At 65.3% G+C, this 25,735-nt stretch carries 21 protein-coding genes; 7 read left to right on the top strand and 14 right to left on the bottom strand.

The window, feature by feature from the left end; all coding sequences use genetic code 11:
* Positions 1 to 167 precede the first annotated feature (167 nt).
* The 7 genes from E8E95_RS27350 to E8E95_RS27320 form a co-directional block, all read right to left on the bottom strand.
* Positions 168 to 476: a DUF2388 domain-containing protein gene (locus E8E95_RS27350; protein WP_280355329.1), complete on the bottom strand. Its 309-nt coding sequence runs from the start codon at positions 474 to 476 to the stop codon at positions 168 to 170.
* Between the two features lie 103 nt (positions 477 to 579).
* Positions 580 to 2,901 (bottom strand): tetratricopeptide repeat protein, encoded by a 2,322-nt coding sequence (locus tag E8E95_RS27345; RefSeq protein WP_280355327.1) that lies wholly within the window; start codon positions 2,899 to 2,901, stop codon positions 580 to 582.
* Positions 2,902 to 2,994: 93 nt separating this feature from the next.
* Positions 2,995 to 3,396: a hypothetical protein gene (locus E8E95_RS27340; protein WP_280355325.1), complete on the bottom strand. Its 402-nt coding sequence runs from the start codon at positions 3,394 to 3,396 to the stop codon at positions 2,995 to 2,997.
* A gap of 84 nt (positions 3,397 to 3,480) precedes the next feature.
* A complete protein-coding gene (locus E8E95_RS27335) occupies positions 3,481 to 3,927 on the bottom strand; it encodes an NfeD family protein (RefSeq protein ID WP_280355323.1) in 447 nt (148 codons plus the stop codon).
* A 4-nt stretch (positions 3,928 to 3,931) separates the two neighbouring features.
* Positions 3,932 to 4,852 carry an SPFH domain-containing protein gene (locus E8E95_RS27330; protein ID WP_280355321.1) on the bottom strand — a complete coding sequence of 307 codons (921 nt, stop codon included), beginning with the start codon at positions 4,850 to 4,852 and terminating at the stop codon, positions 3,932 to 3,934.
* 67 nt (positions 4,853 to 4,919) lie between these two features.
* Positions 4,920 to 6,704 (bottom strand): GspE/PulE family protein, encoded by a 1,785-nt coding sequence (locus tag E8E95_RS27325; protein WP_280355320.1) that lies wholly within the window; start codon positions 6,702 to 6,704, stop codon positions 4,920 to 4,922.
* A gap of 103 nt (positions 6,705 to 6,807) precedes the next feature.
* Positions 6,808 to 7,122 carry a hypothetical protein gene (locus tag E8E95_RS27320; protein WP_280355319.1) on the bottom strand — a complete coding sequence of 105 codons (315 nt, stop codon included), beginning with the start codon at positions 7,120 to 7,122 and terminating at the stop codon, positions 6,808 to 6,810.
* Positions 7,123 to 7,248: 126 nt separating this feature from the next.
* On the opposite strand from E8E95_RS27320, the gene E8E95_RS27315 reads away from it, so the two are divergent.
* Positions 7,249 to 7,716 carry an Lrp/AsnC family transcriptional regulator gene (locus E8E95_RS27315; protein ID WP_280355317.1) on the top strand — a complete coding sequence of 156 codons (468 nt, stop codon included), beginning with the start codon at positions 7,249 to 7,251 and terminating at the stop codon, positions 7,714 to 7,716.
* Between the two features lie 118 nt (positions 7,717 to 7,834).
* On the opposite strand, the gene E8E95_RS27310 is transcribed toward E8E95_RS27315, so the two are convergent.
* Positions 7,835 to 8,512, bottom strand: a complete 678-nt coding sequence (locus E8E95_RS27310; RefSeq protein ID WP_280355315.1) for a DUF502 domain-containing protein — start codon at positions 8,510 to 8,512, stop codon at positions 7,835 to 7,837.
* A 19-nt stretch (positions 8,513 to 8,531) separates the two neighbouring features.
* On the bottom strand, positions 8,532 to 9,896 hold the full coding sequence (locus tag E8E95_RS27305) for a CYTH domain-containing protein (protein ID WP_280355314.1): 1,365 nt from the start codon (positions 9,894 to 9,896) through the stop codon (positions 8,532 to 8,534).
* Between the two features lie 139 nt (positions 9,897 to 10,035).
* Here E8E95_RS27305 and argE point away from each other — a divergent pair, with 139 nt between their 5' ends.
* Both argE and argA read left to right on the top strand, forming a co-directional pair.
* Complete coding sequence (gene argE, locus E8E95_RS27300) at positions 10,036 to 11,193, top strand: acetylornithine deacetylase (RefSeq protein WP_280355313.1); 1,158 nt, start codon at positions 10,036 to 10,038, stop codon at positions 11,191 to 11,193.
* Between the two features lie 109 nt (positions 11,194 to 11,302).
* Complete coding sequence (gene argA / locus E8E95_RS27295; RefSeq protein WP_280355312.1) at positions 11,303 to 12,601, top strand: amino-acid N-acetyltransferase; 1,299 nt, start codon at positions 11,303 to 11,305, stop codon at positions 12,599 to 12,601.
* Positions 12,602 to 12,760: 159 nt separating this feature from the next.
* On the opposite strand, the gene gshA is transcribed toward argA, so the two are convergent.
* From gshA to E8E95_RS27280, 3 genes are all read right to left on the bottom strand, one after another.
* Positions 12,761 to 14,347, bottom strand: coding sequence for a glutamate--cysteine ligase (gene gshA / locus E8E95_RS27290; RefSeq protein ID WP_280355310.1), 1,587 nt, complete (start codon positions 14,345 to 14,347; stop codon positions 12,761 to 12,763).
* Positions 14,348 to 14,497: 150 nt separating this feature from the next.
* Positions 14,498 to 14,881, bottom strand: a complete 384-nt coding sequence (locus E8E95_RS27285) for a PaaI family thioesterase (protein WP_280355308.1) — start codon at positions 14,879 to 14,881, stop codon at positions 14,498 to 14,500.
* A 2-nt stretch (positions 14,882 to 14,883) separates the two neighbouring features.
* Positions 14,884 to 17,199 carry a Tex family protein gene (locus E8E95_RS27280; protein WP_280355307.1) on the bottom strand — a complete coding sequence of 772 codons (2,316 nt, stop codon included), beginning with the start codon at positions 17,197 to 17,199 and terminating at the stop codon, positions 14,884 to 14,886.
* A gap of 220 nt (positions 17,200 to 17,419) precedes the next feature.
* On the opposite strand from E8E95_RS27280, the gene ompR reads away from it, so the two are divergent.
* The 3 genes from ompR (at position 17,420) to E8E95_RS27265 (ending at position 23,591) form a co-directional block, all read left to right on the top strand.
* Positions 17,420 to 18,151: a two-component system response regulator OmpR gene (ompR, locus tag E8E95_RS27275; protein ID WP_280355306.1), complete on the top strand. Its 732-nt coding sequence runs from the start codon at positions 17,420 to 17,422 to the stop codon at positions 18,149 to 18,151.
* 43 nt (positions 18,152 to 18,194) lie between these two features.
* A complete protein-coding gene (locus tag E8E95_RS27270) occupies positions 18,195 to 19,508 on the top strand; it encodes an ATP-binding protein (protein WP_077525641.1) in 1,314 nt (437 codons plus the stop codon).
* A 297-nt stretch (positions 19,509 to 19,805) separates the two neighbouring features.
* The gene (locus tag E8E95_RS27265; protein WP_280355304.1) at positions 19,806 to 23,591 is read left to right on the top strand and encodes an EAL domain-containing protein; all 3,786 of its coding nucleotides are present in this window, start codon (positions 19,806 to 19,808) and stop codon (positions 23,589 to 23,591) included.
* A 165-nt stretch (positions 23,592 to 23,756) separates the two neighbouring features.
* On the opposite strand, the gene rimK is transcribed toward E8E95_RS27265, so the two are convergent.
* Positions 23,757 to 24,662, bottom strand: a complete 906-nt coding sequence (rimK, locus tag E8E95_RS27260) for a 30S ribosomal protein S6--L-glutamate ligase (protein WP_120654039.1) — start codon at positions 24,660 to 24,662, stop codon at positions 23,757 to 23,759.
* On the bottom strand, positions 24,659 to 25,096 hold the full coding sequence (locus E8E95_RS27255; protein WP_280355445.1) for an ATP-dependent zinc protease: 438 nt from the start codon (positions 25,094 to 25,096) through the stop codon (positions 24,659 to 24,661). Before E8E95_RS27255 ends, rimK begins: the two co-directional genes overlap by 4 nt.
* Positions 25,097 to 25,243: 147 nt before the next feature.
* Here E8E95_RS27255 and E8E95_RS27250 point away from each other — a divergent pair, with 147 nt between their 5' ends.
* Entirely contained in the window at positions 25,244 to 25,645 is a 402-nt protein-coding gene (locus tag E8E95_RS27250) for a S4 domain-containing protein (protein WP_280355302.1), read from the top strand.
* Positions 25,646 to 25,735 lie beyond the last annotated feature (90 nt).

Raw genomic sequence — 25,735 nt, 5'->3', positions numbered from 1 at the left:
GCAAGCTGGCTCCTACATCCGGGCCTTCACCTATCTCTGTAGGAGCCTTCGCCTATCCCTGTAGGAGTGACTTTGCTCGCGAAAGGCCCCGCGCAAGCCCCGCCATCGCAAACGAATTCGCCCCCACAAGATTCAAATCCTGTGGGGGCGAATTCATTCGCGAAGATTTACTGCTCGGTGGTGAGGATCGCGTTGGCCAGCTCGCTGTCGCTGGCTTTGAGATCCGGGTGTTCGCTGCGGATGCGCTGCAATGCAGCTTCAAGGTAAGGGCCACGGATTTCGCCGCCACTGGCGACAAAACTGCTGGCATCGTCGCGCGCCGCGACTATCAGCTTGTCGTCCTTGAAGGTCAGGTAAGTGGAGGCAGTGGTAGCGCCGGAGGAGATGATATCGCGCCAGAAGTCACCGTCGGCCATTGCCGAACCAACGGGTAGGGCGACCAGGGCGAAGGCGGCTGCATACAGTCGGGTGCGCATAGCGTGTTACTCCGTTCTCGGGTGGACCTGAATATTCAGATTCGGCCCTTCTTCCCTGAGTTCAACCTCTGCGCCAGTCGGTCCTGGCTTCTCGCCGGCCCATTCACTCTCGTCGTAGGGCGGGGTCGTCCGGATTCTGCTGCTCCAGCTCCGCCAATAGCGCCTGCACCTTCTGGATCTGTCCGGCTTCGCGCCAGTAGTTGATCAGCGCCAGACGCGCTTCGCGGTTGGCCGGATCGCGCTCCAGCAGTTCTTCCAGGCGATGGCAGGCCAGTTCGAGCTGGCCACTGTCATGCAGTGCAACGGCGTAGACATAGTCGTACTGGCTGTTCTTCGGCTCCAGCCGCAGCGCTTCGGCAAAGGCCTTGAGGGCCGTCGGCAGATCACCCTTGCGCACCAGCATCAGGCCGTTGGCGTATTGCAGCAGCGCCGCCTCGGGGTGTTCCTTCAGGCCCTGTTCGAGCAGGGCGCGGCCTTCTTCCCAGCGGAAGTTGCCATCCAGCCACTGCACCAGGGCGACCAGTGCCGGCAGGAACGTGGGATCGCGCTGCAGGGCGGTGCGCAGGTGCGGTTCCACGGCGCCGGAGCGGCCATTGGCCTGGTACAGCATGGCCAGATTGAGATTGGCCTCGGCGCGTTCCTGCAGGCTCAGCTGCACGGCTTCGTACTCGTCGATGGCCTTGCTCCAGCTCGACTCGTAGTTGCCCAGCCCGGTGCTGTGCATGCCGAGCAGTGCGTAGGCGGCGGCGATGCGCACCGCGCGTACTGGGTCGCTCAGCAGCGGCGCCAGTACATTGCGGCGCTGCTCCGGTGGCACCAGCGCCGCAACAGCCTTGACCGCCGCCTCGCGCACCTGCGGCGCCAGGTGGGTCAGGTCGCGGGCCGCAGCCTTGAGCGCGCGCTCGCTGGGGTAGGTCGGTAGCTCGGCCAGCAGGGTGGCGCGGCGAATGGCGGGCAAGCCCTGCGCGTCCAACTGCTGGAACAGCGCGCGCGAGGCCCCTGGCCTGCCATTGCGGATCAGCCACAGGCTCTCGTCGTAGCGCGGGGCTGCGGCCTTGCTCTCGCCATACCAGAGACGGAACTGCTCGGCGACGCGGTCGCCCGGCTGATCACGGTGGCAAGCCAGGCAGGCATCGGAGGTACCCAGACGCAGGGCGCGGGCGGGATTGGGCAGGGTGAAACCGTGGTCATGGCGGTAGTCGTTGACCATGAAGAATTTGCCCGGCATGTGGCAATCCACGCATTGAGCGCCCGGCTGTTCGGGGTTGTGATGGTGGTGCTCGGGCGATTCGTAGTTCTTCGCTTTCAGGCCCTGACCGTCGATGCCTTCGATGCCGGCCTTGCCAGCGGGGTTGTGGCATTGCAGGCAGACGCCATTGCCCGAGGCCTTGAGCGCCGTGCTGTGGGGGTTGTGGCAGTTGCTGCAGCGCACGCCCTTGGAAAACATCTTGCTCTGGGTGAAGGCGCCGTACTCGAACACTTCTTCCTTGATCTTGCCGTCGATCTCGTAGAGCTCGCGGGTCAGCGCGCTGGGCAGGTAATCGTCCATCAACCGACGTTCGGTGTGGTAGCCATCGTCCAGCGGCGCGCGGCGGGAATGGCAGCGGGCGCAGGTCTCCACTTCCTTGATCCTGTCGCTTGTCGCGAGGTCGTAGGCGAAGCCGGCATTGGCCGCGCTGTTCTTCTTCGCCGCCCACTCCAGATGCTTCGAGGCCGGGCCATGGCAGGCCTGGCAACCGACGCCGAGGCTGTTCCAGTGGCTGGCGAAGCGGTCAGTGGCGGGGTCGTAGGCGCGCTTGAATCCGGTGGTGTGGCACTCCACGCACATGAAGTTGGCGTTCTGCTGCGGACGGCTCCAGTGCAACGGATCCTTGAAGTCCACGCCCTGGCCCGGATAGAGGTGGAACCATGCGCGTTTCTCCACATCCCAGGCTACGCCGAGGGCCTGCAGACGGCCGCCGGGAACTTCGATCAGGTACTGCTGCAGCGGCGCGACGCCGAAAGCGTAGGCAACGCGGAAGTCGGCCGGCTTGCCGTCGACGCCGGGCGCATTGACCCAGAAGCCGCCGTCCTTGCGGAAGAAACGGGTGGTTTCCTTGTCGTCCTTGAAGCTGGCGTCATTGAAATTGCCGAGCACGCTGCTGTCGGTGGCGTCCTGCATCGCCAACTGGTGATGACTGCCTTGCCAGTCCCTGGTTTGCTGGACGTGGCAGCCGGCGCACTGGCCTTCATCCACCAGGCTGGCGGGCTGGGCAGTGGCGGAGGCAGTGGTGGCGGGAAGCGGTTTCCCGCCCGGCAGCCTGCTGGCGCCGCCCTCCATGTACAGCCAGGCGCCCAGGCTGATCAATAGCAGCAGACCCGCCAGGACGGGATAGACAGGGCGCCGGACCGGTTTGGGCGGGGCCTTCTTGTGGTGCTTCGTCATGCAGACATCCGCTGTGCTGGCGAGCGTTTTTCACGGTGGCGTGCAGGTTCCGTGAATGTGCCGGAGCCCGTCAAGGCTGCATGTCGATCCCGTTCAGCGATAGCGAATGACGATGCCCTTCAGCTTGCGCCCCTGGATGGTCTCCACATCCCGCGCCCAGAGCGGTCCGCTGACATAGGCCGCTACCGGCTGGATGCGATCATAGACCACCACCACGGCATGGCCGCCGATTTTCGCCGCTTCTTCGCGCAGCTTCTGCTCGATATCGGTGACCGGAGGCGGCGGCTCGGTGCTGGCGTCCACCACCACTTCGCCGAGGCGGTCATGGGGGCGGACGGGTTCGCGGCGCAGCACTTCCACGCTGGCGGGGTCGGTGGGTGCGGCATGGGGCACGCCGACGTATTCGGTGGTCTGCGCATCGATGTTGGCGCAGGCGGCAAGCAACAGCAGGACGCCCGCCACGAGAAGCGGACGCAGGTGCTGGGCAGCGGACATGTTGGAACTCCCTTCGCAATCGCCAGGTTCGGCCTTGCAAGCCTAGCTGGCGATCAGCGACCTGCCTGAATGGCAGGCGGGGCGCTAGACCGGCTCCACCTTCAGCAGCACGCCGTCCTGACCAACGACGCGGACCTGGCTGCCGGCGGGGAGGTCGGGGCCGGACACCAGCCAGACGGAGTCGCCAGCGCGGATCTTGCCGCGGCCGCCGCTGATGGCTTCATGCAAGGCGAACTCGCGACCGACGAACTCATAGCCGCGACGGTTCAGGCCGGGCTGGTCGGAGACCTTGGCGGCGCTGCGCTGGCGGCGCCACCAGAACACCGCGGTGAGGATGGAGAGGACGCCGAACAGCAGGAACTGGATGGCCCAGTGCAGTTCCGGGGCGATGAAGGTGATGACCCCGACGAAGGCCGCGGCCACGCCGATCCATAGCAGGTAGCCGCCGGCGCCGAAGACTTCGAGGATCAGCAGCAGGGTGCCGAGGGCCAGCCAGTCCCAGTAGGTCAGATGCTGGAGGTAGTTCCACATCGGTTCAGCCCTTCTTGCCATCGAAGGTGGCGCGGACGATTTCGCCGATGCCGCCCACGGCGCCGATCACCTGGCTGGCTTCCAGCGGCATCAGCACCACCTTGCTGTTGTTGGCGCTGGCCAACTTGCCCAGTGCCTCCACGTATTTCTGCGCGACGAAGTAGTTCACTGCCTGCACGTTGCCGTTGGCGATGGCCTCGGATACCACGCGGGTCGCCTCGGCTTCGGCCTGGGCGGCACGCTCGCGGGCCTCGGCTTCGAGGAAGGCGGCGGTACGCTCGCCTTCGGCCTTGAGAATCTGTGCCTGCTTTTCGCCCTCGGCGGTGAGAATTTCCGCCTGGCGTCGGCCTTCGGCTTCGAGGACCTGGGCGCGCTTCAGACGCTCGGCTTTCATCTGGCTCGCCATGGCTTCCACCAGGTCGGCCGGCGGCGTGATGTCCTTGATCTCGATACGGGTGACCTTGATGCCCCAGGGTGCGGTGGCTTCGTCCACGGTGCGCAGCAGACGTTCGTTGATCGCGTCACGCTGGCTGAGCATGGCGTCCAGCTCCATGGAACCAAGCACGGTGCGGATGTTGGTCATCACCAGGTTGCGGATGGCGTGCTCCAGGTCGTTGACCTCGTAGGCCGCCTGGGCGGTGTTGATCACCTGGAAAAAGCACACGGCGTCGATGGTGACGATGGCGTTGTCGGCGCTGATGGCTTCCTGCGGGGGAATGTCCAGCACGCTTTCCATGACGTTGATCTTGCGGCCGATGCGGTCCATCACCGGCACGATGATGTTCAGGCCCGGCTTGAGCGTATTGGTGTAGCGGCCGAAGCGCTCCACGGTCCATTCGAAGCCTTGCGGCACGACTTTGAAGCCCATGAAGACGATTGCGATTGCAAGGGCGACGAAGAGGATGACGACACTGCCGATTTCCATGGGATCTGCTCCTTTTGCTGGCTGTATCTCGGTGACTGGGGCCCCTCCGCCCCAGCCGCCAAGCATTTCATTTCTGCTCGCTTTGTGGCGTGACCCGCAGCACTTCTTCGATGGTCGTCAGGCCCGAGGCGACTTTTTGCGCACCGGACAGGCGCAAGCTGCGCATGCCTTCCTTGAAGGCGGCCCGGCGCAAGGCGATCAGGTCGGTATCGGCGGTAATCAGCGGCTTGACCGCGTCGGATAGCAGCATGATCTCGTAGACCCCGGCGCGGCCGCGGTAGCCGGTGTCGCGGCATTCCAGGCAGCCGACCGCGCGGTGGGCCCCAGTGGGCATCGGTGCGCTCCAGGGTTTGGTCAGGCTGGTCCAGTCTTCTTCGCGCAACTCCATCGGCGCCTTGCAGTGCGGGCAGAGCGTCCGTACCAGGCGCTGGGCCATGACCCCGAGCAAGGTGGCGCGCAGCAGGTAGTAGGGCACGCCCAGTTCCAGCAGGCGGGTGATGGCGCTGGGTGCGTCGTTGGTGTGCAGGGTGGAGAGCACCAGGTGGCCGGTCAGCGCAGCCTGGATGGCCATCTCGGCGGTTTCCAGGTCGCGGATCTCGCCGATCATGATGATGTCGGGGTCCTGCCGCATCAGCGCGCGCACGCCGCTGGCGAAGGTCAGGTCGATGTTGTGCTGCACCTGCATCTGGTTGAAGGCGCCCTCGATCATCTCGATGGGGTCCTCGATGGTGCAGACGTTCACCTCGCTGGTGGCCAGCTGCTTGAGGGTGGTGTAGAGCGTGGTGGTCTTGCCCGAGCCGGTGGGGCCGGTGACCAGGATGATGCCGTTGGGCTGGTTGGTCATGCTCTGCCAGCGGCGCAGGTCGTCCTGGGAGAAACCGAGCTGGTCGAAGCTCTTCAGCAGCACTTCGGGGTCGAAGATCCGCATCACCATCTTCTCGCCGAAGGCGGTGGGCAGTGTGGAGAGACGCAGCTCCACTTCGCCGCCATCCGGGGTCTTGGTCTTGACCCGGCCGTCCTGGGGCTTGCGCTTTTCCGCCACGTTCATGCGCCCCAGGCTCTTCAGGCGGCTGACCACCGCCATGGTCACCTGCGGCGGGAATTGATAGACGGTGTGCAGCACGCCGTCGATGCGGAAGCGCACCGTGCCTTGTTCGCGGCGCGGTTCGATGTGGATATCGCTGGCGCGCTGCTGGTAGGCGTACTGGAACAGCCAGTCGACGATGTTGACGATGTGCGCGTCGTTGGCGTCCGGTTCCTGCTCGTTGGAGCCCAGCTTGAGCAACTGCTCGAAGTTGCCGACGCCGCTGATCTTCTGGTCCACCGCGCTGGCGCCGCTGACCGATTTGGCCAGTCGGTAGAACTCCAGGGTGAACTTCTGGATATCCACCGGGTTGGCGACCACCCGCTTGATCGGGCGCTTGAGCACATGGATCAGATTGCTTTCCCAGCTCTGCACGAAGGGCTGGGCACTGGCGATGGTCACCGCTTCGCTGTTGGCGGCCACGGCGAGGATCTTGTGGCGCTGGGCAAAGGCGTAGGACATCAGCGGCGTGATGGCGGCGACGTCTATCTTCAGCGGGTCGATGCGCAGGTAGGGCTGGCCGGCGTGCTCGGCCAGCCAGTGGCTGAGGGTTTCCAGGTCGAGCTTCTTGCCCGGACGCTTGAGGTCGTCCACCTGCTGGCTGGCCAGGAACTCCAGCGGGTGCTGCTGGTTGTTCACCGCGCTACGGCGAATGGCCAGGCAATGTTCTGCCTGGTCCTGGCTCAGGCGACCCTGGGACACCAGTTCGCGCATCAGGTCGTTGAGATCCAGCCAACGATCCTGGGCGGGTGAGGCAAAGGCGGACATGCAGGCTCCTCGGTCACGCTGCTCAGTCTGGAAGAGTAGTCAAACGCTCTTCTCGTGGGACGGCAAGCATGCCCGAATTGCCATCATTGGGCTAAGCGCTGCATCAAGGAACGGGAGAGAACTCCAGCTCCACCGTGAACACGCTGACCAGCGAGCGCATCTTCTGCGCGATGACTTCGGCCCGGTGTGGGGTCAGCCCGGGCTGGCGCAGCTGGACCAGCAGGTTGTCGCCGAGCCGGTTGACCTCCAGCCAGCGCGGCACCAGTTGCAGCTGGGCGAAGAAGGCGAGCAGGCGGCCGAGGATGTCCGCTTCGGCCTCGGCGAGGATGGCGAACTGCATTTCACGTGCCTCGAACTGGGCAGTGTGCGGGTGCCAGTGGTCTTCGCGGGCGACGGGGGCGGACTGGAGGCTGAGCATGCTGGATTCCTCGATGGGGAGGACGATAGTTTTCCAGCCTGGGGTGGGATTTTTCTGCCTGAATCACGTGGATTTGGAATATTTTTGGATAGACTTTCCTGGTTATCGCCACAACCGGGATTTTTTATGTCCATCACCCTGGATGCCTACGACAAACGCATTCTCGACCTGCTGCAGGAGGATGCGAGCCTGTCCACCGCCGAGATCGCCGAACGGGTGGGGCTGTCCCAGTCGCCCTGCTGGCGGCGTATCCAGCGCCTGAAGGACGAGGGGGTGATCCGCCGCCAGGTCACCCTGCTGGATCGGCGCAAGGTCGGCCTGAACGCGCAGATCTTCGCCCAGGTGAAACTCAACGCCCACGGCCGCTCCAACCTCACCGAGTTCGCCGAAGCCATGCGGGAGTTTCCCGAGGTGCTGGAGTGCCATGTGCTGATGGGCGCGGTGGATTTCATGCTGCGCATCGTCACCCGTGACATCGAGGCCTACGAGCGCTTCTTCTTCGAGAAGCTGTCGCTGGTGCCGGGAATACAGGAGGTGAACTCCATCGTCGCGCTGTCGGAGATCAAGTCCACTACCAGCCTACATATCGAGTAGCGCGTCTGTAGGGGCGATTTCAATCGCCGAACTTGTAGGAGCTTGCTTGCTAGCGAAAAGGAGCGATTCGCTGGCAAGCCAGCTCCTACGGGCAATGCAGCTTCCTGCAAATTCGCCCCTACACGAGAGCTTCAGGAGGCCTTGGCTCCTTCGCCAGCTTCCCGGCCTGATGCGGCGGCGTAAGTCCCATGGACAGGTAGATGCTGGTCAGGCCTTCCACGCCCATCTCCGCCGGACGCAGCCATTCCACCGGGACGTAGATCAGCCCGCCACCCACAGGAATGGGCGCAGTCGGCACCAGGATGGCGCAGTAGCTTCGGCCGTCCAGTTCGAAGGTTTCCGGGCTCGGGCGCAGGGCCAGGACGGCGGCGCCTTCGCCGCCAAAAATGCACCAGACCGGACTCATGGCGGCGATGTCGGCGTTCTTGCTGCGGTCGAGCAGGCCGACGAAACGGTCTGCCAGGCCGTACAGGCTGCCGATCAGCGGTGCGCGGCGCAGGGTCATGTCCAGCAGCCAGGCCAGCGGGCGGCGCAGGCCGAGCTGCACCGCCAGGCCCAGCGGGTAGAGGCTGCCCAGCAGCACCAGCGTGCCGACCAGGTACGCCAGCACCGGGTTGCTGGCGAAGGGTTGACCGAGGGCGCCTAGGAGGTGGCCGATCACCGTGGAGGGCCCCACCAGCCGGTTCAGCAGGCTGAGCAGCCAGGCCAGCAACGCCAGGGTCAGCACCAGCGGCAGCAGGGCCAGCAGGCCGGTGAGCCAGGTGGTGACCACGGAGCGGAAGCTTTGCTTGAGCATGGTGGGGGCCTCGACCGCCTTAGCGGGTCAGCGCCTTCCAGCTGCGCAGGCTGATCAGGGCCTGAGCCTGCTCGCTGCGGGCTGCCAGTACTTCTGCGTCCAGCGGCTGGGCGGCCAGTTCGGCGAACTTGGACAGCTCGCCATAGGCGCGGTCGACTTCCGGCACTTCCAGCACCTGGCGCGCCAGGCGCAGCCAGACCAGCAGGCGCTCGATGCGCGGAAGCTGCTCGGACAGGTCCTCGGGCTGGCGCTTGTAGCGATCCAGCTTGAGGGCTTCGCCTTCCTCGGCGATCAGACGCGGCAGCCAGTTGCCCAGCACGGCCTTGCCCTGGCGATTGCCACGTTCGTTGCGTTCGACAGTCCAGGCGCGGGCCAGCAGCCAGCGCGAGGCATTGAGGGAGAACAGGCCCCAACGGATGCCGGCGAGCTCGTCGGCGAACTGCTGCGGCGCGGCGTGGCGTACGGCTTCGTCCAACTCACCGGCCTGGATGCGCGGGCGCCAGTCCTGGAGCAGGCCATCCAGGGCTTCGCGCAGGTCGTGGCTGCTGGCGCGCGGGGCGGCCTGGCCAAGGCTGCCGATCAGGGCGCGCAGGTCGACCAGTTGCTGCAGCCAGTCCACCAGCAGCTTCCAGTGGCCATTGAAACGGTATTGCTCGGCCAGACGCTGGCTGCTCCCCAGCAGGTGCCAGGCCAGCGCGGCGAAGGCGTCGTCCAGCGGCAGCTCGGCGCTGAGTTCCGGAGCCGGCAGGCTGAGGTGGTAGCTGTTGGCGTCGTGCAGGCGATAACCGCGCTCGGCCTTGCTGATGTCGCAGGGCATCAGCGGCAGGTCGGTGGCCAATTCAGCGGCCAGCTCCAGCAGGGCCTCGGGCTCGCCCTGGCGCAGTTCCAGCTCCAGTTCGCAGATTTCTTCTTCCTGCTTGCCGGCGATCACCTTGCCCAGGTCCAGGGCGGCTTCGATCACGACCTTGGCCTTGCCACGGCCCCAGGCGATCTCGGCCCGGTCGCGCTGGAAGTCGGTGGTGAAGATCGGCTTGAGCTGCTTCTTGTCCAGCTCGGCCAGGCTGGCGGGCCAGCACTCGTCGGTGAGTTTCTTCGGGTCCAGCTTGGCCTTGTCCAGGTACCAGTCCCACTCATTGCGCTCGGACAGCCCGGCTACGCTCTGGCCGCGGGTCTTGAGGGTCTGGATGAACTGCTCGCCGTCACGGCGCAGGCGCAGGGCCACGCGGGCCTGGGCCAGGTCCCGTTCGGGGGTGTCGAAGTACTGGTTGAATAGCTCGCGGCGTTCCCAGCCGGACTTGTTGCGCTTCTTCAGCAGCGGATGGTCGCGCAGGGCTTCCAGGGTCTCGCGGCTGGCGCGAAGCTTGATTTCGGTCTCTTTGTTCATCGCCGGGATCTTTCAGACGCAGCCAGGGGGTGGCTACCAAGGCGGTGAAGTTTACAGGACCGGTCGGCACTGCGCCGCAGCGGTTTCGCCGCGCGCGGCCTTGGGCCTATGATGATCGCTCGTCCGTGGAGGCTCCCCGATGTCCGTTCCAGACCTGAAATCGCAGTTCGCCGCGCTGATCGCCACGCCCTCGGTGAGCTGCACCCAGCCCAGTTGGGACCAGTCGAACCAGGCGGTGATCGACTTGCTCGCCAGCTGGCTCGGCGACCTTGGCTTCCGTTGTGAGATCCAGCAGGTGGCGCCGGGCAAGGCCAACCTGCTGGCGACCTACGGTACGGGCCCCGGCGGCCTGGTGCTGGCGGGCCACAGCGACACCGTGCCGTTCGACGCCGCCCTGTGGAAAACCGACCCGCTGAAGCTCAGTGAAGTCAGCAATCGCTGGTATGGCCTGGGCAGCTGCGACATGAAGGGCTTCTTTCCCCTGGCTATCGAGGCCGTGCGCGGCCTGCTGGACCAGCGGTTCCAGCAGCCGCTGATCATCCTCGCCACCTGCGACGAGGAAAGCTCAATGGCCGGTGCCCGCGCCCTGGCCCAGGCCGGCAGGCCCCTGGGCCGCGCAGCCGTGATCGGCGAGCCGACGGGGCTCAAACCCATTCGCCTGCACAAGGGCGTGATGATGGAGCGCATCGACATCCTTGGACAGAGCGGCCATTCCTCCGACCCGAGCCTCGGCCATAGCGCCCTGGAAGCCATGCATGCGGTGATGAGCGACCTGATCGAGCTGCGTGGCGAATGGCAGCAGGAGTTCCGTAACCCGCAATTCACTGTGCCCCAGCCCACCCTCAACCTCGGCTGCATCCATGGTGGCGACAACCCCAACCGTATCTGCGGCCAGTGCAGCCTGGAGTTCGACCTGCGTCCGCTTCCGGGAATGAACCCGGACACCCTGCGCGCCGTGATCCGCCAGCGGCTGCGCCCGGTGGCCGAGCATTACCAGGTGAAAATCGACTTCAAGCCGCTGTTCCCGGCGGTGCCGCCGTTCGAGCAATCGCCGGAAAGTGATCTGGTGCGCCTGGCCGAACGTCTCACCGGCCATACGGCGCAAGCGGTGGCCTTCGGCACCGAAGCGCCGTATCTTCAGCAGCTCGGTTGCGAGACCCTGGTGCTCGGCCCCGGCGACATCGCCTGCGCCCACCAGCCGGACGAGCATCTCGAACTGTCGCGGATCGAGCCTACCGTTGCGCTATTGCGTCAGCTCATCCAGCATTACTGCCTTCAATCCGCCGCCACATCCTGACCGAGAGGGTTTCCGTTGATGCTCATGCGACGACGATAACGCGCCGACTCACTGCTCGCCGGCCGAGCACGCCTTCGTCTATTCGCCACCTGTTCAGGCTCACGGAACCATGCCCGATTACGTCAACTGGCTGCGTCACGCTACTCCCTACATCAACGCCCACCGGGACTGCACCTTCGTGGTGATGCTGCCCGGCGAGGGCGTCGCCCATCCGAATTTCGGCAATATCGTCCACGACCTGGTGCTGCTGCACAGCATGGGCGTGCGCCTGGTGCTGGTGCACGGCTCGCGGCCGCAAATCGAAACGCGACTGGCCACGCGTGGCCTGACCCCGCACTTCCACCGCGACCTGCGGATCACGGACGGCCCGACGCTGGAGTGCGTGATCGATGCCGTGGGCCAACTGCGGATCGCCATCGAGGCGCGCCTGTCCATGGATATCGCCGCGTCCCCCATGCAGGGTTCGCGGCTGCGGGTAAGCACCGGCAATTTCGTCACGGCGCGTCCCATCGGCGTCGTCGACGGCGTTGACTACCACCATACCGGTGAAGTGCGTCGGGTCGACCGCAAGGGCATCGGCCGCCTGCTGGACGAGCGCACCATCGTGCTGCTGTCGCCGCTCGGCTATTCGCCCACCGGGGAGATCTTCAACCTCGCCTGCGAGGACGTGGCCACTCGCGTGGCCATCGACCTGGGCGCGGACAAGCTGATCCTGTTCGGCGCCGAGCGCGGTCTGATCGACGAGTCCGGCAAGCTGGTGCGCGAGCTGCGCCCGCAACAGGTGCCGCCGCACCTGATCCGGCTGGGCAACAACTACCAGGCCGAACTGCTGGACGCTGCCGCCCAGGCCTGCCGCGCCGGGGTCAAGCGCAGCCACATGGTCAGCTATGCCGAGGACGGTTCTCTGCTGACCGAACTGTTCACCCGTGACGGCGGCGGCACCCTGGTGGACCAGGAGCAGTTCGAATCCCTGCGTGAAGCCACCATCGACGACGTCGGGGGCCTGATCGACCTGATCACCCCGCTGGAAGACCAGGGCATCCTGGTGCGCCGTTCGCGTGAGGTGCTGGAGCGGGAAATCGAGCAATTCACCATCGTCGAGCGCGACGGCCTGATCATCGCCTGCGCAGCGCTCTATCCCATCGCCGATTCCGATACCGGTGAGCTGGCCTGCCTGGCGGTGAATCCGGAGTATCGTCACGGCGGACGTGGTGACGAGTTGCTGGAGCGCATCGAGGAACGTGCCCGCGCCCTCGGCCTGAAGACCCTCTTCGTCCTCACCACCCGAACCGCCCACTGGTTCCGCGAGCGCGGCTTCCAGCCCAGCGGCGTCGAGCACCTGCCGGCAGCGCGTGCCTCGCTGTACAACTACCAGCGCAATTCGCAGATATTCGAGAAGACCCTCTGAGGCTCGTCCGAGCGCCTCGCCCTTACGGGGTGGGGCTGCTTTTCTGTGGGGGCGAATTCATTCGCTGAGCAGGTCGTAGACCTGCCCTCGAAGTTGCAGGGGGCAGCAGAGCTGCCCTTGGCGAATGAATTCGCCCCCACAAGGGTTTCCCCCGTCCGATCAGTTGCTGATCAGGCCCAGGATGCTCGCCTGGTAGGCGGCGACGAAGGTGTCGAAATCCACTTCCGGTTCGGCTTCCAGGCGCGCCTGCTCGTCCAGCGATTCGCGAGCCAGGGCCTCGAAGCGTGCCTGGTCCTCGACGCTCAGGGGTTGGCTGCGGAAGTAATCGGCGTGCTGGCGGCTGTGGCGCAGGGCGAACTGGCTGAAGCTTTCGCCATTGCCGCGAAGTTCCGCCAGGACCTGGGCCGAAGGGGTCAGCTCGGAATTGGCGACCTTGGCGCGCTGTGCGGCCAGGGCCTCGGCGTGTTCCTCGATGCCTAGCGCGCGGTCCAGCACTTCGGCGGTCCGCGCGATGCGGTCGAGCAGATCGCCGGCCCACTCGGTGAGGCCGACGGCATGGCCGTGGCGTTGCAGGGTCAGACCCGGACGGCGTCCTTCCTTGACCACACGCTGGAAGTTGTCGGTGGCGCTGCGGCATTCCTCGCCGGCCATCGGCGGGCTGTCCTGCAGGGCGCAGAACAGCAGGAAGGCATCGAGGAAGCGGGCCTCGCTGAGGTCGATGCCCAGCGGCAGGAACGGGTTGATGTCGAGGCAGCGCACTTCCACGTACTGCACGCCACGGGCCATCAGCGCCTGGATCGGGCGCTCGCCGGTGTAGGTGACGCGCTTGGGACGAATCGACGAGTAGTACTCGTTTTCGATCTGGATCACGTTGGTGTTCAGCTGCACCCATTCGCCGTCCTGCTTGGTGCCGATCTCGGCATAGGGCGGGTAGGGCGTGGAGACCGCCTGGCGCAGGCTCGACAGGTAGCTGTCGAGGCTGTTGTAGCAGGGCGTGAGACCGGCCTGGGCATTGTTCTGGTAGCCCAGGTCACTCATCCGCAGGCTGGTGGCATACGGCAGGAAGAGCGTGTCCGCGTCGAGGCTGTCGAGATCGTGCGGGCGGCCGCGCAGGAAGCTCTTGTCCAGCGCAGGGGCGGCGCCGAACAGGTACATCAGCAGCCAGCTGTAGCGGCGGAAGTTGCGGATCATGGCGATGTAGCGCGCCGACTGGTATTCGCGGTCGCTCTGCGGATCGCCTTCGGCCTGCTTGAGCAGCGGCCAGATCGCCTCGGGCAGGGAATAGTTGTAGTGGATGCCGGCAATGCACTGCATGGTCTTGCCGTAACGCACGGCCAGGCCCTTGCGATAGACGTACTTCAGGCGGCCAATGGGCGAGGTGCCGTAGCGGGCGATCGGGATGTCTTCTTCCGACGGCAGCCGGCAAGGCATGGACGGGCTCCAGAGCAGCTCATCGCCAAGCTTGTCCACGGTGAAGCGATGGACCTTCTCCAGGTCCGCCAGGGTCTGCGCCGGATCGGCCTCGGCCGGAGTGATGAACTCCAGCAGCGACTCGGAATAGTCCGTGGTGATCTGCGCATGGGTCAGGGCCGAGCCCAGCGCGGGGGAGTGCGGCGTCAGCGCCAGTTGGCCATTGCCATCGACCCGCAGGCACTCGCGCTCGATGCCGTGCAGGCAACGGGTGAGCAGGGGCAGGTTGGCGCGCTCGCCGAGCAAGGCCAGGCGGCGGGAAAGAAGATCGCTCAATTTGGAATCCTTCACGCGTCGGTCGCCCCAATATGGGGGTGGACCAAGCTGTCTACAAGAGGCGGACTTGGCCGCCGGCCGAAATACTTTTCCAGCCGGCGGGTCGCGTTGTCGCTTCGTCCAGAATAGAGCTTTGCAACTGCCCCGCTGTTACAGCTGAGCGAAGGTGCCTTGTCCCTTGGCGACCAGTTTGTCGCCTTGCAGTACATCGGCCTCCACCACCAGCGTGCGTTTGCCGGCGTGCAGAACCCGTGCCTTACAGATCACCTCACCTTCCGCCACCGGCCGCAGGTAGTTGATCTTGCACTCCAGCGTGGCGCTGCGCCGGTCGAAACCATGGGTGCTGGTGCAGGCCAGCCCCATGGTGATGTCCAGCAGCGAGAAAATCGCCCCGCCATGCATGACCTGGCCACGATTGCGCAGGTGCTCGTCCATGGGCAGCCGCGCCTCGGCGATGCCATCGCCGAGGCTCAGCGGCTCGATACCCAGCAGCTTGCTGTAGGCGCTGGTGGTTTGCTGGTCGGTGAAGTCCATCGTCACTTCTTCTTCATCTGCTTGGCGTTGGCGAATAGCGATGCCATGGCGCCGGTCGCCGGCGGAGCGCTGTTGCGCGGCGCGCTCTGCTGCTGGCGCGGCTGGCCGCCCTGGCGACCGCCGCCGCGTGGGCCTTCGACCTTCTCGCCGGGCGTGTCGCTCATGCGCATGGACAGGCCCACGCGGTTACGCGGGATGTCCACTTCCATGACTTTCACGCGGACGATGTCACCGGCCTTGACCACTTCGTACGGGTCTTTGACGAACTTCTCCGACAGCGCGGAGATGTGCACCAGGCCGTCCTGGTGGACGCCGATGTCGACGAAGGCGCCGAAGTTGGTGACGTTGGTCACCACGCCTTCCAGCGTCATGCCGGGCTTGAGGTCCTTGAGGCTTTCCACGCCTTCCTGGAACTCGGCGGTCTTGAACTCGGGGCGCGGGTCGCGGCCCGGCTTGTCCAGTTCCTTGATGATGTCGGTGACGGTGGGCAGGCCGAAGGTCTTGTCGGTGAACTTCGCCGGGTCCAGACGCTTGAGGAAGCCCGAGTCGCCAAGCAGCGAGCGGATGTCGCGGCCGGTGCCTTCGGCGATGCGCTGCACCAGCGGGTAGGTCTCCGGGTGCACGGCGGAGGCGTCCAGCGGGTTGTCGCCATTCATTACGCGGAGGAAGCCGGCGGCCTGCTCGAAGGTCTTCTCGCCCAGGCGGCTGACCTTCTTCAGCTCGTCGCGGGTCTTGAACGCGCCGTTGGCATCGCGGTAGGTGACGATGTTCTGCGCCAGGGTGGAATTGAGGCCGGAGATGCGCGCCAGCAGGGCGGCGGAGGCGGTGTTCACGTCCACGCCCACGGCGTTCACGCAGTCTTCCACCACGGCGTCCAGGCTACGCGCCAGCTGAAGCTGGGACACGTCGTGCTGGTACTGGCCGACGCCGATGGATTTCGGGTCGATCTTCACCAGCTCGGCCAGCGGGTCCTGCAGGCGGCGGGCGATGGAAACGGCGCCACGCAGGGAGACGTCCAGGTCCGGGAACTCCTTCGCTGCCAACTCGGAGGCGGAGTACACCGAAGCGCCGGCCTCGCTGACCATGATCTTGGTCATCTTCAGGGCCGGGTATTTCTTGATCAGCTCGATGGCCAGCTTGTCGGTCTCGCGGCTGGCGGTGCCGTTGCCGATGGCGATCAGGTCGACGCTGTGCTTGGCGCAGAGCTTGCCGAGGATGGCCAGGGTCTCGTCCCACTTGTTGTGCGGCACGTGGGGGTAGACGGTGGCGGTGTCCAGCAGCTTGCCGGTGGCATCGACCACGGCCACTTTGCAGCCGGTGCGCAGGCCCGGGTCGAGGCCCAGGGTGGCGCGCGGGCCGGCCGGGGCGGCCAGCAACAGGTCATGCAGGTTGCGGGCGAAAACGTTGATGGCTTCGCTTTCGGCGGCTTCGCGCAGCTCGCCGAGCAGGTCGGTTTCCAGGTGGGTATAGAGCTTGACCTTCCAGGTCCAGCGCACCACTTCGGACAGCCACTTGTCGCCGGCGCGGCCCTGGTTGGAGATGCCGAAGCGCTCACCAATCATCAGCTCGCAGGGATGCAGGGTGCCGGGCAGCTCTTCGCCGACCTTCAGGGCGATGCTCAGGACGCCTTCATTGCGGCCACGGAAGATCGCCAGTGCACGGTGCGAGGGCACGCCCTTGAGGTTTTCGTCGTGCTCGAAGTAGTCGCTGAACTTGGCGCCTTCCTGCTCCTTGCCGGCGACCAGGCGGGCGCTGAGGGTGGCGCCGTCCTTGAGAAAACCGCGCAGGTTGGCCAGCAGCGTGGCGTCTTCGGCGAAGCGCTCCATGAGGATGTACTTGGCGCCTTCGAGCACGGCCTTGATGTCGGCAAAGCCCTTTTCAGCGTCGATGAAACGTTCGGCTTCGGCTTCCGGAGCCAGGGATGGGTCATTGAACAGTGCATCGGCCAGCTCGCCGAGGCCGGCTTCCAGGGCGATCTGGCCCTTGGTGCGGCGCTTCTGCTTGTAGGGCAGGTACAGGTCTTCGAGGCGGGTCTTGGTGTCGGCGAGCTTGATCTCGCGCTCCAGTTCGGGGGTCAGCTTGCCCTGTTCGGTGATGCTGGCGAGGATCGAGGTGCGGCGCTCTTCCATCTCGCGCAGGTAGCGCAGGCGTTCTTCGAGGTTACGCAGCTGGGTGTCGTCGAGGCTGCCGGTGACTTCTTTCCGGTAACGGGCGATGAAAGGCACGGTCGAACCTTCGTCCAGCAGTTCCACTGCGGCGGCGACCTGTTGCGGGCGCACGCCCAGTTCTTCGGCGATGCGGTTGTTGATGCTGTCCATTGAAAACACCTGCATGGGCGGCAACCCGGGCCGGGCCGCTGAGGCTGCCGCAGAATGACAGACCGGCGAGCCAGGGCTCGCCGGTGATGAAAGGCGCCGCATTATAAACACCGAGTTTCGAAGGGTAGGAAACCGTTCGGGGAAAAATCTGCTAACAATGGGCAAGCCGCCGCGAGCCGCTGGCAAGCGATAATGTGCGGCTTGCCGAACAGGAGAAAACATGAGCAGCAACCCGACCGCTGAAGGCGAAAAGATCCTTATTGTCGATGACGACGCCCGTCTGCGGCGCCTTCTTGAGCGCTTCCTCGACGAACAGGGCTTTCGCGTACGCGCCGTGGAGAACGTCGAGCAGATGGATCGCCTGCTGGCTCGCGAACTCTTCAGCCTGGTAGTCCTGGACCTGATGCTGCCCGGCGAGGATGGCCTGTCGGCCTGCCGGCGACTGCGCGCATCGAACAACCAGGTGCCGATCATCATGCTCACCGCCAAGGGCGACGAGACCAGCCGCATCCAGGGCCTGGAACTGGGCGCCGACGACTACCTGGCCAAGCCGTTCAACCCCCGCGAGCTGCTGGCGCGGATCAAGGCCGTGCTGCGCCGCCAGGCGCCGCAGGTGCCAGGCGCGCCGGCGAGCGAGGACGAGAGCGTCAGCTTCGGCGACTACGAGCTGTCCCTGGCTACCCGCGAGCTGAAGAAAGGTGACGACGTGCAGATGCTCACCACCGGTGAGTTCGCCGTACTCAAGGCGCTGGTTCAGCACGCCCGCGAGCCGCTGACCCGCGACAAACTGATGAACCTGGCCCGTGGCCGCGAGTGGGACGCCCTGGAGCGCTCCATCGACGTGCAGATCTCCCGTCTGCGCCGGCTGATCGAACCGGACCCTTCCAAGCCTCGCTATATCCAGACCGTCTGGGGCGTCGGCTACGTGTTCGTGCCCGATGGCAACAAGTGAACGCGCGGCGGGGGTCCCCGCCGCCGGGCAACCCAGGGTGGTGATGCGTACCCCCTACTGGTTCCCGCAGAGCTTCTTCTCCCGCACCCTGTGGCTGGTGCTCATCGTCGTCCTGTTTTCCAAGGCGCTGACCCTGGTCTACCTGATGATGAACGAGGACGTGCTGGTGGACCGCCAGTACAGCCACGGTGCGGCGCTGACCCTGCGTGCCTATTGGGCAGCGAGTGAAGAAGAGCGTCACGACCTGGCCAAGGCCGCCGGCCTCAAGCGGGTGACCCGCGACGCCGTGCCGGCCAGCGAGCAGCACTGGCCCTACAGCGAAATCTTCCAGCGCCAGATGCAGGCCGAGCTCGGTCCCGGTACTGAAGTGCGCCTGCGCGCGCAAAGCCCGCCGGCTCTCTGGGTCCACGCACCGGAGCTGGGACCGGACTGGGTGCGTATCCCGCTTTATCCACACCCCCTGCGCGGCCAGCGAATCTGGAGCGTGCTCGGCTGGTTCCTCGGTATTGGCCTGCTGTCCACCGCCGCTGCATGGATCTTCGTGCGCCAGCTCAACGCCCCGCTCAAGCGTCTCGTCTTTGCCGCCCGTCAGGTCGGCCAGGGCCGCAGCGTGCGCCTGCCGGTGAGCGACACGCCGAGCGAGATGGCCGAGGTGTACCGCGCCTTCAACCAGATGGCCGAGGACGTCGAACGCGGCGCCCGCGAGCGCGAACTGATGCTGGCCGGTGTCTCGCACGACCTGCGCACACCGCTGACGCGGCTGCGCTTGTCGCTGGAGCTGATGAGCAACGACTCCGAGCTGACCGACGACATGGTCCGCGATATCGAGGACATGGACGCCATCCTCGACCAGTTCCTCGCCTTCATCCGCGACGGCCGTGACGAGCGCGTGGAAGAGCTGGACCTGGGCGAACTGGTCTGCGAGGTGGTGGCACCCTATAACCAGCAGGAAGAACAGGTGCGCCTGTGCCTGGAACCGTTGCCGCCATTCCCGCTGCGGCGGGTGTCGATGAAACGGCTGTTGGTGAATCTGATCGAGAACGCGCTGCGATATGGTGGCAACGGTGTCGAAGTTGCAGCTTTCGTGGCGGGCGACAACGCCGCACCCTACGTCGTGCTCAGCGTGCTGGATCGCGGCCAGGGGATCGATCCGGCGGAACTGCAGGACATCTTCAACCCGTTCATTCGCGGCGACCGCGCCCGTGGCGGCAAGGGCACCGGCCTGGGGCTGGCCATCGTCAAGCGCATCGCCGCGCAGCATGGCGGCAGCGTCGAGCTGCGTAATCGCTCCGGTGGTGGTCTGGAAGCACGCGTCTGCCTGCCCCTCGGGCTAATGCTCCCCCGCGACGCGGTTTAGGTTCCTACGAAAACGGCCTGCGCTTCGGCCATGCGTCGTTGGAAATCGGCTCGGCCTGCTCATTGACAGTCGTCAACTCCGCGGCCTCGCCGATTTCCGCCTAGCCTGACCATCGCTCGGCGCGTTTTCGTGCGGAACGGCATTCCGCAAGCGCCCGGCTGGGCGCTACTTTTCTTGAAATCCCTTCGGTCCCGGATTCCGGCCTGCCATCGGCGGTGATGCCACGCGGCCATATTTTAGGCGTACGCTTCTGCGGCGCTGGGCTATCTTCAGCTTGCGCACCGACATGAGGTCAGTATGCAAGCCGCTCCTTTCCGACTTCCCCAATGGACCTGGTGGTTGCCGCTGCCGCTGCTGCATCTGGCTACCTGGGTGTCCTTGCTGACCCAGGCGTCCAGCGGGCTCGCCGTGTGGTACCTGCCTTTCGCGCTCGGCCTGGTGTTCTGCCTCTGGTGGGGCGCGCGAGTATTGCCCGCCATTTACTTCAATGCGCTGCTCAGCGTGCCGCTGTGGGACCTGAATCTTTACTGGGCGCCGCTCTACGCCATCCCGGAAACCCTCAGCGTGGCTGCCGGCTGGTGGGCGCTCAGACGTTCCGGCTGTCACGCCGACCTGCGTGATTTCCCCGAACTGCTGCGCTTCATGCTCTACGGTGTGCTGCTGCCGGTCAGCCTGCTGGTCTACGGCGAGCAGGTGGCCCTGATGCTGAGCGGCAATCCTGTCCGCGACAGTTGGGGCAACTCCGCCTTGCTGGTCTGGCCCGGCGCCTGCCTGACGACCCTTGCCGTGAGCCTGCCGCTGCTGACCTACCTGACGCCGCTGTTCAGCCGCCATGGCTGGGTGCCCGAGCCGGTGGAAGCGCTGCCCGAAACCCTGCACCGTCTGCCGCCCTGGCCGCTGTTGCTGGCGCTGGCGCTGCTCATCCCCTGGCTGGTCACCGTGGTGCCGCTGATCCTCACCTTGCCGCCCATCGGCATGATGATGCTCGGCCTGGCGCTGGTCTGGGGCTTCCCTGGCGCGCTCTGTGGGGCCGGACTCACCGCCCTGACCGTGCTTGCCCTGCCGGCGCTGCGCAAGCTGGATGGTGGATCGGCCCTGGCCGACCCGCAGTGGGGCGTCGAACTGTACTTCAGCGTGCTGCTGCTGATGATGTCGGCGCTGCTGGTGGGTCGCAGCCTCAGCGACCTGCGCCTGGCCCTCGGTCGCCGCGACGAGATGCAGAAGGAATTGGCCCTGACCAACCTGGCGCTGCAGGCCAGCCCGCTGGGCGTCACCATCGTCGATGCGCGTCAGTCCGACCAGCCGCTGATCTACTGCAACCCCGCCTTCGAGCAGATGAGCGGCTATTCGCGGGAAGAGGCGCTGGGCAACCATTGGCGCTTCCTGCTCCACCATGATCGCAACCAGTCCGAATTACCGCGCCTGCAGGACGCGCTGCAACGCGGCGAGCAGTGTCAGCTGGTGCTGCGCAACTATCGCAAGGACGGCAGCCTGTTCTGGAACGAGATCACCGTGGCGCCCATGCGGGATACCCAGGGCATCAGTCATTTCGTCGCCCTGCAGCACGACGTCAGCAGCCGCGAGATGCTTTCCGAGGAACTCGACACCCGCCGCGACGAGCTATTGCGCCAGACCCACCTGCTGAACCAGACCGAGGCCATCGCCGATATCGGCAGCTGGGTGCTGGAAATCACCGCCCTGAAGATGGCCTGGAGCGAGGGCAGCTTCCGCATCTACGAGATGGACCCGGCTGCAGGTGCCCCCAGCCTCGGCCAGATGCTCAGTTTCTTCGATCCGGCCAGTCGCGCCCTGCTGGAAGACACCCTGGAGCAGTGCCTGCGCAGCGCCGAGCCCTTCGATGTGGAGTTGCGCATCCAGGGCGCGCGCGGCACACCGCGCTGGCTGCGGATCAAGGGGCTGGCCGAACACGATGGCGAGCAGGTGATCCGTATCTATGGCGCCATGCTCGACCTGACCACCCAGAAACGTTCGGAACGCCTGCAACACGAGCGCGACAAGCACCTGCACCTGTTCTTCGAGGCGCCGCTGATCGGCATGGCCCTGTGCACCCCGGACCAGCGCTGGGAAGAGGTCAACTACAAGCTCTGCAGCATCCTCGGCCGCTCCCGCGAACAGCTGCGTGGCGTCGACTGGATGAGCATGACGGTGGCCGAGGACCGGGCCGCGGAAGAGGCCCTGCTGGACGAAGTACGCAAGGGGGAGCGCGACGGCTACGAGCTGGACAAGCGCTTCATGAGAGGCTCTGGCGGTACTGTGCACACGCGGGTCAACGTCCGCGGGGTGCGCGATCTGGATGGCCAGCTCTATGCCCTGCTGGCGCTGGTGGAAGACATCAGCGCCCGCCACGAGGCCGAGGCGCGCTACCGGACCCTGGTGGAGCACGCCCCGGAAGCCATCCTGGTGTTCGATCCGCAGCTCGGCATCGTGGAAGCCAACGAGAATGCCGCGCGCCTGTTCGGGCTGTCCCGCGAGCAGTTGAAGGGCCACATGCCCACCAGCTTCAGTCCACCGTTGCAGGCTGATGGACGCTCCTCGCGGGAGCTTGGAAATGCCTACACCCGCGCCGCGCTCAAGGGCGACACGCCGACCTTCGACTGGTTGATGCGCGATGTGAACGGTCGCGTGCGTCCCTGTGAGGTGCGCCTGGTGCGCCTGCCTGGTGAAGGCCGGCCGCTGATTCGCCTGAGCATCACCGACATTTCCGAACGTCAGCGCTATCAGCGCGAAATCGAACGCCTGGCCTACAGCGACGAACTCACCGGTCTGCCCAACCGCCGATTGCTGCTCGACCGCCTGCAACACGCCATGGCCCGCGAACAACGCGAAGCCCGCTACGGCGCGCTGTTGTTCATCGACCTGGATCACTTCAAGACGGTCAACGACAGCCTCGGTCACCCGGTGGGCGACGCCTTGCTAAGAGAAGTCACCGCACGCCTGGCGGGTTGCCTGCGCAATGAAGACACCCTCGCGCGCCTCGGGGGCGACGAGTTCGTGGTGCTGCTGGAAGCCCTGGCCGATAGCCCGGAGCAGGCCGGTAAACTGGCTGCGGAAGTGGGCGACAAGTTGCTGCAGAGCCTGCACGGCAGCTACATCATCGGCGAGCACGAACTGGTGGTCAGCGCCAGCATCGGCATCGCCCTTCACCCCTTCCTCGAACAGATCGCCGCGGATGTCCTCAAGCAGGCGGACACCGCCATGTACCGGGCCAAGCAGTCCGGGCGCAACGCGCTGCATTTCTTCGCTCCGGAAATGCAGGCGGCCATCGACCAGCGCCTGCAACTGCAAAGCGAACTGCGCCAGGCCATCGACCGCGGTCAACTGAGCCTGGAATTCCAGCCGCAACTGGCCCTGTCCGATGGCCGCGTGCTGGGCGCCGAGGCCTTGATGCGCTGGCACCATCCCACGCGTGGCGAGGTGCCGCCGGCGCAGTTCATCCCGTTGGCGGAAGAGACCGGCCTGATCATCGAGCTGTCGGACTGGATGTTGGAACGCGCCTGTTCGTGCCTGGCCAACTGGCAGACGGAGATGCCATGGCTGGTGCTGGCGATCAACGTCAGTCCCCGCGAGTTGCGCAAACCCGGCTTCGTCGAACGCATCCATAGTGCGCTCAAGCGCCATGGTGTGTCGGGCACGCGGCTGGAGCTGGAAATCACCGAAGGCAGCCTGCTGGAAGAAGTCGAGCAATGCATTTCCGCGATGCAGGCACTCAAGGCCCTGGGCGTGCGCTTCGCCATCGACGATTTCGGTACGGGCTATTCATCCCTGGCGTACCTCAAGCGGCTGCCCCTCGACCGGCTGAAGATCGATCGCAGCTTCGTCGATGGACTGGCAACTGATGCGAGCGACCTGGCCCTGGTGGAAACCATCCTGGCCATCGGTCGCAACCTCGGGCTGGAATGCATCGCCGAAGGCATCGAAGGAGAAGAGCAGCTGGCCATGCTGCGCCAGCGCGGCTGCGAGCTCGGCCAGGGCTATCACTTCAGTCGGCCGCTGGACGAGGAAGGATTCCGCAGCTGGATGCGCGCCCGCGAAGAGCGGCAGGTGGTGGTGCGCAGTTTATAGGGCGCCGTTGCTTTTCCGTGGGGGCGATTTCAATCGCTATAGCCGGCGAAGCTGGCCCTTTGGGCTCGTAGGAGCTGGCTTGCCAGCGAATGGCCTCTATTCGCTAGCAAGCTAGCTCCTACAACAGCTAACGCAGACATAGCCAATGAATTCGCCCCTGCAGACTCACCCCTTGCCCTTGGTCCGTGTCGAGTTGGGGCAGGCGTTCTTCTCGAGGTACTGGATGATGATCCCGGCCACGTCCTGCTCGGTGGTGGTCTCGATACCTTCCAGGCCGGGCGAGGAATTCACTTCCATCACCAGTGGCCCGTGATTGGAACGCAGGATATCGACCCCCGCGACCGACAGGCCCATGACCTTGGCGGCGCGGATCGCAGTCATGCGCTCTTCCGGAGTGATCTTGATCAGGCTGGCGCTGCCGCCGCGATGCAGGTTGGAGCGGAATTCACCGGGCTTGGCCTGGCGCTTCATCGAGGCGATCACCTTATCGCCTACCACGAAGCAGCGGATGTCAGCGCCGCCGGCTTCGCGGATGTACTCCTGCACCATGATGTTCTGCTTCAGGCCCATGAAGGCTTCGATCACCGATTCGGCGGCCTTCTCCGTTTCGCACAGCACCACGCCTATGCCCTGGGTGCCTTCCAGCACCTTGATCACCAGCGGGGCGCCGTTGACCATGCGGATCAGGTCGGGGATGTCGTCGGGGGAGTGGGCGAAACCGGTCACCGGCAGGCCGATGCCCTTGCGTGACAGCAGTTGCAGCGAACGCAGCTTGTCCCGCGAGCGGGTGATGGCCACCGACTCATTGAGGGGGAACACCCCCATCATCTCGAACTGGCGCAGCACGGCGCAGCCATAGAAGGTGACCGAGGCGCCGATGCGCGGGATCACCGCATCGAAGCCTTCCAGCGGCTGGCCGCGATAGTGGATCTGCGGCTTGTGGCTGGCGATGTTCATATAGGCGCGCAGGGTGTCTATCACCACCATTTCATGGCCGCGCTGCTGGCCGGCCTCGACGAGGCGGCGAGTCGAATACAGGCGCGGATTGCGCGATAACACGGCGATTTTCATTGGGCACCCGGAAGGGAAAGAGTCGGTTTTTCCTGAACGTAGGTGAGCGCCGGGTTGACCACCAGTTGCGCCTGCACCAGGGCCTTGGAGCCCAGCAGTACGCGGTAGCGCATGGTCTTGCGGCAGGCCAGGGTGAACTCGATGGGCCAGATCCGGTCACCCAGCGCGAGCAGGGTGCGAATGACATAACGGGTCTGCGCCTGGCCGTTGGAGCTTTTTATGGTCTTTACCGAAACCACCTGCGCCTCGCAACGATGTCGCCGCTGCACCAGGGTGCCAAGGTGCGCGGTGAACCTGACCCACTTCTCGCCTTTCTTTTGGAAGGGGACGATGTCACTGGCGTGCAGGGTAGAGGTGCTGGCTCCGGTATCGATCTTCGCGCGCAGGCCAACCATGCCAAGTTCCGGCAGGGCGATCCACTCGCGGAGTCCGATCACGGAGAGATGGTCGAAAGTCTTCAATACAGGCTTTCCGGTAAAGTTGGCGCATTCTAGTGGGCCGATGTGACAACTGCATCTGGCCCTGGCTGAGCTTAGACCGGGCTGACAAATGGGACAGCCCGCGCAGGATGGAATCCAGTCATGCGTGATAAAGACGAAAAAGACGACAAGGTGCGCCTCGACAAATGGCTCTGGGCGGCGCGCTTCTACAAGACCCGCGCCCTGGCCAAGGAAGCCATCGAGGGTGGCAAGGTCCACCATCACGGCGAGCGCTGCAAGCCTTCGAAGGAGCCGCGTGTCGGCGACGAGTATGTGATCCGCACCGGTTTCGATGAACGCACCGTCATTGTCCGTGCGCTTTCCGCGGTGCGTCGCGGCGCACCGGAAGCTCAGACCCTCTATGAGGAAACGGCCGAGAGCCTGGCCAAACGGGAAGAGGCTGCCGCCATGCGCAAGGCCGGTGCCCTGGGTATCCAGACCGATGGCCGGCCGACCAAGAAGCAGCGCAGGCAGATTCATTTCCTGCGGGGTGGCAGCGAATAAAGGCCGGCGAATACGGGCTTCCAAGCGCGCGCTGAGCATCGATAGAAAACACCCGAGCCGGCGATAGATAACCGGCCCTTGGTCCGTTGA

Origin of the sequence: Pseudomonas sp. BN414 (assembly GCF_029871275.1) — a bacterium.
Taxonomy (GTDB): Bacteria; Pseudomonadota; Gammaproteobacteria; order Pseudomonadales; family Pseudomonadaceae; genus Metapseudomonas; species Metapseudomonas resinovorans_C.
The sequence above is the reverse complement of the archived record's forward strand: the minus strand, read 5'-3'. Positions and strand labels throughout refer to the sequence as shown.

Excerpts from the sequence above, each read along its gene's own strand:
- E8E95_RS27335 (WP_280355323.1), bottom strand. The coding sequence starts at position 3,927 with ATGTGGAACTACCTCCAGCATCTGACCTACTGGGACTGGCTGGCCCTC.
- argA (WP_280355312.1), top strand. The coding sequence starts at position 11,303 with ATGCCCGATTACGTCAACTGGCTGCGTCACGCTACTCCCTACATCAAC.
- ompR (WP_280355306.1), top strand. The coding sequence starts at position 17,420 with ATGAGCAGCAACCCGACCGCTGAAGGCGAAAAGATCCTTATTGTCGAT.
- E8E95_RS27280 (WP_280355307.1), bottom strand. The coding sequence starts at position 17,199 with ATGGACAGCATCAACAACCGCATCGCCGAAGAACTGGGCGTGCGCCCG.
- E8E95_RS27350 (WP_280355329.1), bottom strand. The coding sequence starts at position 476 with ATGCGCACCCGACTGTATGCAGCCGCCTTCGCCCTGGTCGCCCTACCC.
- rimK (WP_120654039.1), bottom strand. The coding sequence starts at position 24,662 with ATGAAAATCGCCGTGTTATCGCGCAATCCGCGCCTGTATTCGACTCGC.
- argE (WP_280355313.1), top strand. The coding sequence starts at position 10,036 with ATGTCCGTTCCAGACCTGAAATCGCAGTTCGCCGCGCTGATCGCCACG.
- E8E95_RS27285 (WP_280355308.1), bottom strand. The coding sequence starts at position 14,881 with ATGGACTTCACCGACCAGCAAACCACCAGCGCCTACAGCAAGCTGCTG.
- E8E95_RS27340 (WP_280355325.1), bottom strand. The coding sequence starts at position 3,396 with ATGTCCGCTGCCCAGCACCTGCGTCCGCTTCTCGTGGCGGGCGTCCTG.
- E8E95_RS27345 (WP_280355327.1), bottom strand. The coding sequence starts at position 2,901 with ATGACGAAGCACCACAAGAAGGCCCCGCCCAAACCGGTCCGGCGCCCT.
- E8E95_RS27250 (WP_280355302.1), top strand. The coding sequence starts at position 25,244 with ATGCGTGATAAAGACGAAAAAGACGACAAGGTGCGCCTCGACAAATGG.
- E8E95_RS27305 (WP_280355314.1), bottom strand. The coding sequence starts at position 9,896 with ATGAACAAAGAGACCGAAATCAAGCTTCGCGCCAGCCGCGAGACCCTG.
- E8E95_RS27325 (WP_280355320.1), bottom strand. The coding sequence starts at position 6,704 with ATGTCCGCCTTTGCCTCACCCGCCCAGGATCGTTGGCTGGATCTCAAC.
- E8E95_RS27320 (WP_280355319.1), bottom strand. The coding sequence starts at position 7,122 with ATGCTCAGCCTCCAGTCCGCCCCCGTCGCCCGCGAAGACCACTGGCAC.
- E8E95_RS27270 (WP_077525641.1), top strand. The coding sequence starts at position 18,195 with ATGCGTACCCCCTACTGGTTCCCGCAGAGCTTCTTCTCCCGCACCCTG.
- E8E95_RS27315 (WP_280355317.1), top strand. The coding sequence starts at position 7,249 with ATGTCCATCACCCTGGATGCCTACGACAAACGCATTCTCGACCTGCTG.
- E8E95_RS27330 (WP_280355321.1), bottom strand. The coding sequence starts at position 4,852 with ATGGAAATCGGCAGTGTCGTCATCCTCTTCGTCGCCCTTGCAATCGCA.
- E8E95_RS27310 (WP_280355315.1), bottom strand. The coding sequence starts at position 8,512 with ATGCTCAAGCAAAGCTTCCGCTCCGTGGTCACCACCTGGCTCACCGGC.
- E8E95_RS27265 (WP_280355304.1), top strand. The coding sequence starts at position 19,806 with ATGCAAGCCGCTCCTTTCCGACTTCCCCAATGGACCTGGTGGTTGCCG.